Source organism: Pseudomonas protegens (assembly GCF_003732485.1).
GTDB classification, from domain to species: domain Bacteria; phylum Pseudomonadota; class Gammaproteobacteria; order Pseudomonadales; family Pseudomonadaceae; genus Aquipseudomonas; species Aquipseudomonas protegens_B.
In genome coordinates this window covers 101,221-108,543 of record NZ_MOAK01000086.1, presented here as the reverse complement: position 1 = coordinate 108,543, position 7,323 = coordinate 101,221, and the positions used below count along the sequence as shown (strand labels likewise).

Annotated in this window: 5 protein-coding genes; 1 reads left to right on the top strand and 4 read right to left on the bottom strand. The window is 65.6% G+C overall.

Translation table 11 applies throughout. The features are described from left to right. From BLX41_RS37500 to ptsP, 4 genes are all read right to left on the bottom strand, one after another. Positions 1–144, bottom strand: a 144-nt coding sequence (locus BLX41_RS37500) for a hypothetical protein (protein WP_404942809.1), incomplete at its 3' end; no start/stop codon positions are given. 835 nt (positions 145–979) lie between these two features. After that, the gene (locus BLX41_RS27455) at positions 980–2,722 is read right to left on the bottom strand and encodes a PTS fructose-like transporter subunit IIB (protein WP_123727427.1); all 1,743 of its coding nucleotides are present in this window, start codon (positions 2,720–2,722) and stop codon (positions 980–982) included. A gap of 11 nt (positions 2,723–2,733) precedes the next feature. After that, positions 2,734–3,675: a 1-phosphofructokinase gene (gene pfkB / locus BLX41_RS27450; protein WP_123727426.1), complete on the bottom strand. Its 942-nt coding sequence runs from the start codon at positions 3,673–3,675 to the stop codon at positions 2,734–2,736. Next, positions 3,675–6,536, bottom strand: coding sequence for a phosphoenolpyruvate--protein phosphotransferase (ptsP, locus tag BLX41_RS27445; protein WP_123727425.1), 2,862 nt, complete (start codon positions 6,534–6,536; stop codon positions 3,675–3,677). Before ptsP ends, pfkB begins: the two co-directional genes overlap by 1 nt. Before the next feature lie 302 nt (positions 6,537–6,838). On the opposite strand from ptsP, the gene BLX41_RS36430 reads away from it, so the two are divergent. Beyond that, positions 6,839–7,323: LacI family DNA-binding transcriptional regulator (locus tag BLX41_RS36430; RefSeq protein WP_404942803.1), on the top strand; the 485-nt coding region annotated here is incomplete at its 3' end.

Sequence of the window (7,323 nt, the reverse complement as noted above, 5' to 3'; positions counted from 1 at the left end):
AAGCAGATCCCCGGACTGCACCCCGTCGGTGAGCTGCGGCCGATCCTTGACCGAAGCGATCACCGCCGGCGCCAGGCTCGGCAGCAACAGCCCCGCCCCGGCGATTTGCATGATCCGACGACGGCCGAGGTTGAACTCGCTCATGGTGACTCCCTGACAATGGTCAAAAAGCACACCTTAGACAGTGGGGATGAAGGGGGTGTGACAGCAAGGACATACGGCCGCCATGCAGGGTGGCAGCTGTACGCGGGTTAGCAGACCGGTCCAAGAAATCCGGCGCACCCAAGGGCGCCCCACGCACAGCCGCCATAACAGAACTCGGCAGGTCAAAAGCCAACCGGGACAGGGGCAATACTTGCGTGTCTTGGAATCAGGCTGCTAAACCCGATCACTGAATATTCAGTGACGAACCGAGCCTATTGAGCTGAATACCCAGCCGCAAGCGCCAAGGAGTGCCTCGGAAACCCCTTACAAAAGAAAGAGACTTGGCCGACGGTAGCCGCTGGAGAAAGCCGCAATAAGCCCTGGGCGCAGCCTGCAATAGCAGGTGCGCCGAGGTTGAGCGGCGAGGAAAAAGGGCGAGCCCGGCTTGAGGACGTATTCGCCAGCCAGAACGGTGCAAGGCTTGAGGACCTCTTCGCCGGCAAGCCGGCTCCTACCGAACTGCGGTGATGCGCCCTTCTCCGTAGGAGCTGGCTTGCCAGCGAAGGCGTTGGCCGAAACGGTGCAAGGCTCAAGGGACTATTCGCCGGCAAGCCGGCTCCTACGGAACTGCGGTGGTGCGCCCTTCTCCGTGGGAGCTGGCTTGCCAGCGAAGGCGTCGGCCGGAACGGTGCAAGGCTCAAGGGCCTATTCGCCGGCAAGCCGGCTCCTACGGAACTGCGGTGGTGCACCCTTCTCCGTGGGAGCTGGCTTGCCAGCGAAGGCGTCGGCCGGAACGGCGCAGGGCTCAAGGGCCTGTTCGCCGGCAAGCCGGCTCCTACGAAGAGGCGGGTTGCAGGGCCAGTTCCACCGCCTCGGGCCGCTTTACCAACGCGTACACCACCGCCGTCAGCAGGCTGCCCGCGACAATCGCCAGCAGGTACAGCAACGCATGGTTGATGGCATTCGGGATCAGCATGACAAACAGGCCGCCATGAGGCGCCATCAGTTTGCAGCCGAAGTACATCGACAAGGCCCCGGTCAGGGCGCCGCCGGCAATGCTCGCCGGGATCACTCGCAACGGGTCCTTGGCGGCAAACGGAATTGCGCCTTCGGAGATAAAGCACAGGCCCAATACCAGGGCGGCCTTGCCGGCTTCGCGTTCGGTCTGGGCAAATTTGCGCCGGGCAATGAAGGTGGCAATGCCCAGGCCAATGGGCGGCACCATGCCCGCGGCCATGGTCGCGGCCATCGGTGCATAACTCTGGGAGGCCAGCAGCCCTACCGAGAACGCATAGGCCGCCTTGTTGATCGGCCCGCCCAAGTCGACGCACATCATGCCGCCCAGCAGTACCCCGAGCAGAATGGCGTTGGTGGTGCCCATGCTGTCGAGGAAATGGGTCAGGGCTTCGAGCATGCCCGCCACAGGTTTGCCCACCACGTAGATCATCACCAGCCCAGTGAACAGGCTGGCCAGCAGCGGGATGATCAGGATAGGTTTCAGCGCCTCCAGGCTTTGCGGCAAGCGCGCATATTTATTGATCGCCTTGGCCGCATAGCCGGCGAGGAAGCCGGCGACGATGCCGCCGATAAAGCCCGCACCCAGGGTGCTGGCGAGCATGCCGCCGATCATTCCCGGCGCCAGGCCTGGGCGGTCGGCGATGGAGTAGGCGATGTAACCCGCCAGCAGCGGCACCATCAACTTGAAGGCGGTCTCGCCGCCGATCTGCATCAAGGCCGCGGCCAGGGTGCCCTCTTCCTTGAAGGCGGTGATGCCGAAGACGAAGGACAGGGCAATCATCAAACCGCCCGCCACCACCATCGGCAGCATGAACGACACCCCGGTCAGCAGGTGTTTGTAGACCCCGGTCTTTTCCTGTTTAACCGGTGCCTGGGCGCCTGCAGCGGAGGACTCCAGCTGGCCCTCGGCCAGGGCCTTGTTCAGGGTCGCCTCGGACTGTTTCAGGGCCACGCCGGTGCCGCAGCGATAAATGCGCTTGCCGGCAAAACGCTCGGTGGGCACTTCGATGTCCGCCGCCAGCAGCACCACGTCGGCCTCGGCAATGGCTTGGGCGCTCAGCGGATTGCGGGCGCCCACCGAGCCCTGGGTTTCCACTTGCAGGTCGTAGCCCAGGCGCTTGGCGGTTTGCTGCAGGGCCTCGGCGGCCATGAAGGTGTGAGCAACGCCAGTCGGGCAGGCAGTGATCGCTACCAGCCGCGGGGCGCGTTTGCCTGTTTCGACCACCGGCTCGGCACTGGCCTCGGTGGCGACATGGACCTGGGCCTCTTCAGCACCGCGACGCAGCACCGCATCGACATCCTGCAGGGCCTGGGACGGGCTGCTGCGGTACACCCGCTTGCCGACAAAACGCGACATATCCACAGGCCCGGTGCTGACCACCAGCACCCACTCGGCGGCTTCAAGGGTGGCCGCCGACAGTTGGCGTTCCGGGTGCGCCTCATCGTGCACTTCAACGCTGGTGCTCCAGCCCTGGCGCTGGGCCGCGGCGTCCAGCAGACGGGCGCAGAGCACGCTGGTGACCATGCCGTTGGGGCAGGCGGTAATAATGGCTAATTTCATACGCAACCCTCTTATTGTTCTAGGAGGGGATGCACGCGCACCCCCTGCTCCAGCCGGGCCAGTTGCGCCCTGTCGCTGATGCCGAAACCGATCTGGGTCACAGCCATGGCGGCAATCGCCGTGGCGGTACGCAGGGTCTGTTCAAACGCTTGGGCGCTGAGCAGGCCGTGGAGCATGCCCGCCAGCAGCGAGTCGCCGGCGCCCACGGTGCTGACCACTGCGACCTTGGGCGGCAGGGCCTGCAAGGACGGTGCAGCACTGAACCAGTTGACCCCATCGGCGCCGTGGGACACCACTACGTGCTCCACGCCCTGGGCGTGCAGCAGGCGCGCCGCCTCGGCCTGCCCCGCCACGGACACCAGCGGGCTGCCGAGGGCGTCCGCCAGTTCTTCAGTGTTGGGCTTGATCAACCAGGGCCCCGCTGCCAACCCGGCGCGCAAGGCGGCGCCGCTGGTGTCGAGGGCGACTTTCAGGCCAAGGTTTTTCAGGCGCAGTAGCAGCGCCTGGAACCATTCCGGGCTGATCCCTTGCGGCAGGCTGCCGGCCACCACCACCGCGTCATGCCCGGGAGCGATCTGTTCCAGACGCTCCAGCAAGGCCTGTTGCGCCGCCTCGCTGACGTGCGGCCCGGGGCCGTTGATATCGGTAATGCGGCCATCGCTTTCGGCCAGTTTGATGTTGCTGCGGGTGTCGCCGGGCACGCGGATAAAGGCATCGACAAACCCGCGCTGGGCGAACAAGGCCTCGAAGGCCTGTGGATTGTTTTCCCCGAGAAAGCCGCTGACGGTCAGTTGATGACCGAGGTCGGCCAGCACCTGGGCCACGTTCACGCCCTTGCCTGCGGCATGGGTGTGCATGGCATCGCTGCGGTTGACCTGCCCCGCCTCCAGGTGCGCCATCTGGACGGTGAGGTCCAGCGCCGGATTGAGGGTCAGGGTGAGAATCTTCGCCATTACATGGCCTCCACTAGGGCGCGCACTTCGTTGGCGCTGCCGACGGCCAGGGCCTGTTGAGCAAGGGTTTGTGCCTGGGTCAGGCGCAGTTCGCGAATCCGCGCCTTGACCTCGGCGATGCTGCGTCCGGAAACACTGAGTTCATCCACCCCCAGGCCCACCAGCACCGGCACCGCCAGCGGGTCGGCCGCCAGCTCGCCGCAGACCCCGACCCACTTGCCGTGGGCGTGGGCGGCACGCACGGTGATGTCGATCAGTTGCAGCACTGCCGGGTGCAGGCCGTCGGCCTGGGCGGAAAGGGTCGGGTGGCCACGATCGATGGCCAGGGTGTATTGGGTCAGGTCGTTGGTGCCGATGCTGAAGAAGTCCACTTCCCTGGCCAAAACCGGCGCCAGCAGGGCGGCGGATGGCACTTCGATCATGATCCCCAGTTGCAGGTCGGCGACAGGGATTTCCTGGCGCAGGCGCTCGGTCATGTCCCGGGCCTGACGCCATTCTTCAACGCTGCCGACCATGGGGAACATGATCCGCAACGGACGGTTGTCCGCCGAGCGCAGCAAGGCGCGCAATTGCGCTTCCATGATCAGTGGCCGTTGCAGGGTCAGACGGATGCCGCGCACGCCGAGGAAGGGGTTTTCTTCCTTGGCGATCGGCCAGTAAGGCAGCGGTTTGTCGCCGCCCACATCCAGGGTGCGCACCACCAGCGGACGCCCGGCGAGGCCGTCAAGTACGCGGCGGTATTCGGCTTCCTGGGTGGCTTCATCCGGCGCCTGGGGATGGGCCATGAAGATCAGTTCGGTGCGCAGCAGGCCGATGCCTTCGGCGCCGTTTTCCACGGCGGCGGCGACACCGGCGCTTTCACCGATATTGGCGAACACCTCGACGGCATGACCGTCCGTGGTATGGGCCAGTTGATGGCGTTGTTCGGCGGCGGCCTTGAGCCGTTGCTCGCGGCTGTCACGCTCCTCGGCGGCCCGCTGCAGGGTGTGGCTATCGGCGTCGACATGCAGGCGGCCGCGCTGGCCGTCCAGCAGCAAGGGCGTGCCGGACTTGATCAGCAACACGCTGGCGCCCGCGCCCACCAGGGCCGGAATGCCCAGGGCCCGGGCGACGATGGCGCTGTGGGCGGTGGCGCCGCCGCGGGCGGTGAGAATGCCGGCGACCCGGGTCGGATCGAGGCGCGCCACGTCCGAAGGACCGACTTCGTCCATCACCAGGATGTAAGGCTGGTCCGGCTCGGCCGGGGTTTCGATGCCGCACAGCTGGGCCAGTACCCGGCGGCCGATGTCCCGCAGGTCGGCGGCGCGTTCGGCGAGCAAGGCGTCTTGCAGGGCTTCCTGTTGTTTGGCGGCGGTTTCAATCACGTTCATCCACGCCGCTTCAGCGCTTTCGCCCTGCTTGAGGCGGGTGTCCACCTCGTCGGTCAGCTCGGGGTCGTCGAGCATTTCCTGGTGGGTGATGAAGATCTCGCGAATGGCCTTGGACTTGCTGCGCTGGACCAGCCCGTCGATGTCCTGGCGCACGTCGGCCAGGGCCTGCTGCAAGCGCTGGCGCTCGATGGCGGTGGACTCGCCCCGCAGCGGGTAGTCGATGGCTTGCTGAACCTGGATATGGGCCGGGCCGATGGCGATGCCGGGAGCGGCGGCGATGGCCTGGATCAGGCTGCCGGAGGCCGGGGCGCTGAGCGGGACCACGACTTCCTGCTGTTCTTCCCGGGGGGCGCTGGCCGCCGGCAGGGGCTCAACGGCTTCGCCGAGGCCGGCTTCGATGGCCGCCAGCAGAGCCGGCAAGGCATCAGCGGCAATGCTCGGTTCAGCGATCAGTTCCAGCACCTGACCACGCCGGGCACCGAGGCTCAGCAGCTTGCTCAGGCTCTTGACCGACACCGCGGAGTCTTTGCCATCGACGATGCGGATGCGGATCTCGCCTTCAAAGTTTTTCGCCAGTTGCGCCAGCTCCTTGGCCGGGCGCGCATGCAAGCCGTGGGCATTGGCCAGGGCGATGCGGGCGCTGGGCCAGTCCGCCGGCAACTCGCCGCCGAGCACTTCCAGCACCGCGCGGCGGCTGGTGGCGCGGCCCAGTTCCTGGCCACGGCCTTCGATCAGCAACGCACACAGGCGCTCCAGCAGGGCTTGATGGGCTTCCCCCAGGCTGGCCAGGCAGAACAGGCCGCTCAGGGGCTGGCCCAGGTAACGGATGGGTTTGTCCGGGGTGACGAAGGCCAGCCCCGGGCGCAGCACGGTCTGCTCGCTGTGCAACCACCACAGGCCGTCGCCCAGGGGCAGCGCATCCACCTGTTGCAGCACCGCGGCAAAGCCGTTGCTCACGCACTCGGCCTGGCGCAGCAGACGGGCGCCACGCCAGACCAGTTCTTCGAAGTCTTCCGCCGCTACCCCGAGGCCGATCATCTGCGCATCCAGTGCCAACTCCTGGGGCGCGCCCTGCAACAGCTTGAGCAGGGCCTCCGGGGAACTGGCGCGACGCAGGGCCTGGCCCAGGTCGGTTTCACCCAGGGCGCGGGTCAGGAGTTGCAGGAGTCGCAAATGCTCGTCGGACTTTGCTGCGATGCCGATGGCCAGGTAAACGATCTGCCCATCGCCCCAATCCACGCCGTCGGGAAACTGCAGCAGGCGCACGCCCGTGGCAAAGACCTGATCGCGGGTTTCCGGGGTGCCGTGGGGAATGGCGATGCCTTGGCCAAGAAAGGTCGAGCCCTGGGCCTCGCGGGCCTTGAGGCCGGCCAGGTAACCCTCGGCCACCAGGCCGTCAGCCACCAGTTTGTCGGCCAGCAAATGCAGCGCCGCGGACTTATCCACAGCCGACTGGCCCATGGATATCTGCTCTACAGTGAGCTCGAGCATGGCTTCTCCTATTTAGCGCGGCAGGTGGCGGCGCTAGGTATTGTTTTAAGTAAGCAGCGTAGGCGTCTTTATGGCCACAAACGGGACTCATTACCTGGCAGGGGCGAATTTCCGTTTGCGCTTTTGCCTAGAAAATACGCCAGCTGAAACGTTTAATCTAGCAAGATTGGTACGTTACTCGATAATCTCAGTGCCTTGTAGTCCTTCTGGTCGATTGCCGGTTCCGACGTTGGTCGCCTGCCCAGATCAGGTAGGATTGGCGAAAATATCGGGGCAAGCACCAAAAACAAGGAAATCCCGGGTTGAAACTCAGTGATATCGCTCGCCTGGCCGGTGTGTCCGTTACCACCGCCAGTTACGTCATCAACGGCAAGGCCGAACAACAACGCATCAGCAACGCCACCGTGGAACGGGTGCGCGCGGTGGTGGAGGAACACGGCTTCACGCCCAACCCCCAGGCGGCCGGTCTGCGCAGCCGGCACACCCGGACCTTGGGTTTCATTCTCCCGGACCTGGAAAACCCCAGCTACGCGCGGATCGCCAAGTTGCTGGAGCAAGGCGCCCGGGCCCGGGGTTATCAGTTGCTGATCGCCAGTTCCGACGACGCACCGGACAGTGAGCGGCAGTTGCTCCAGCTGTTCCGCGCCCGGCGTTGCGATGCGCTGTTCGTCGCCAGCTGCCTGCCGCCGGAAGACGACAGCTACCAGCAATTGCAGGCCCAGGGCCTGCCGATCATCGCCATCGACCGGGTGATGCCAGCCGAGCTGTTCTGCTCGGTGATCAGCGA

What these genes read in the sequence shown, in the direction of transcription:
- pfkB (WP_123727426.1), bottom strand. Translation starts at nt 3,675, where the DNA reads ATGGCGAAGATTCTCACCCTGACCCTCAATCCGGCGCTGGACCTCACC.
- BLX41_RS27455 (WP_123727427.1), bottom strand. Translation starts at nt 2,722, where the DNA reads ATGAAATTAGCCATTATTACCGCCTGCCCCAACGGCATGGTCACCAGC.
- ptsP (WP_123727425.1), bottom strand. Translation starts at nt 6,536, where the DNA reads ATGCTCGAGCTCACTGTAGAGCAGATATCCATGGGCCAGTCGGCTGTG.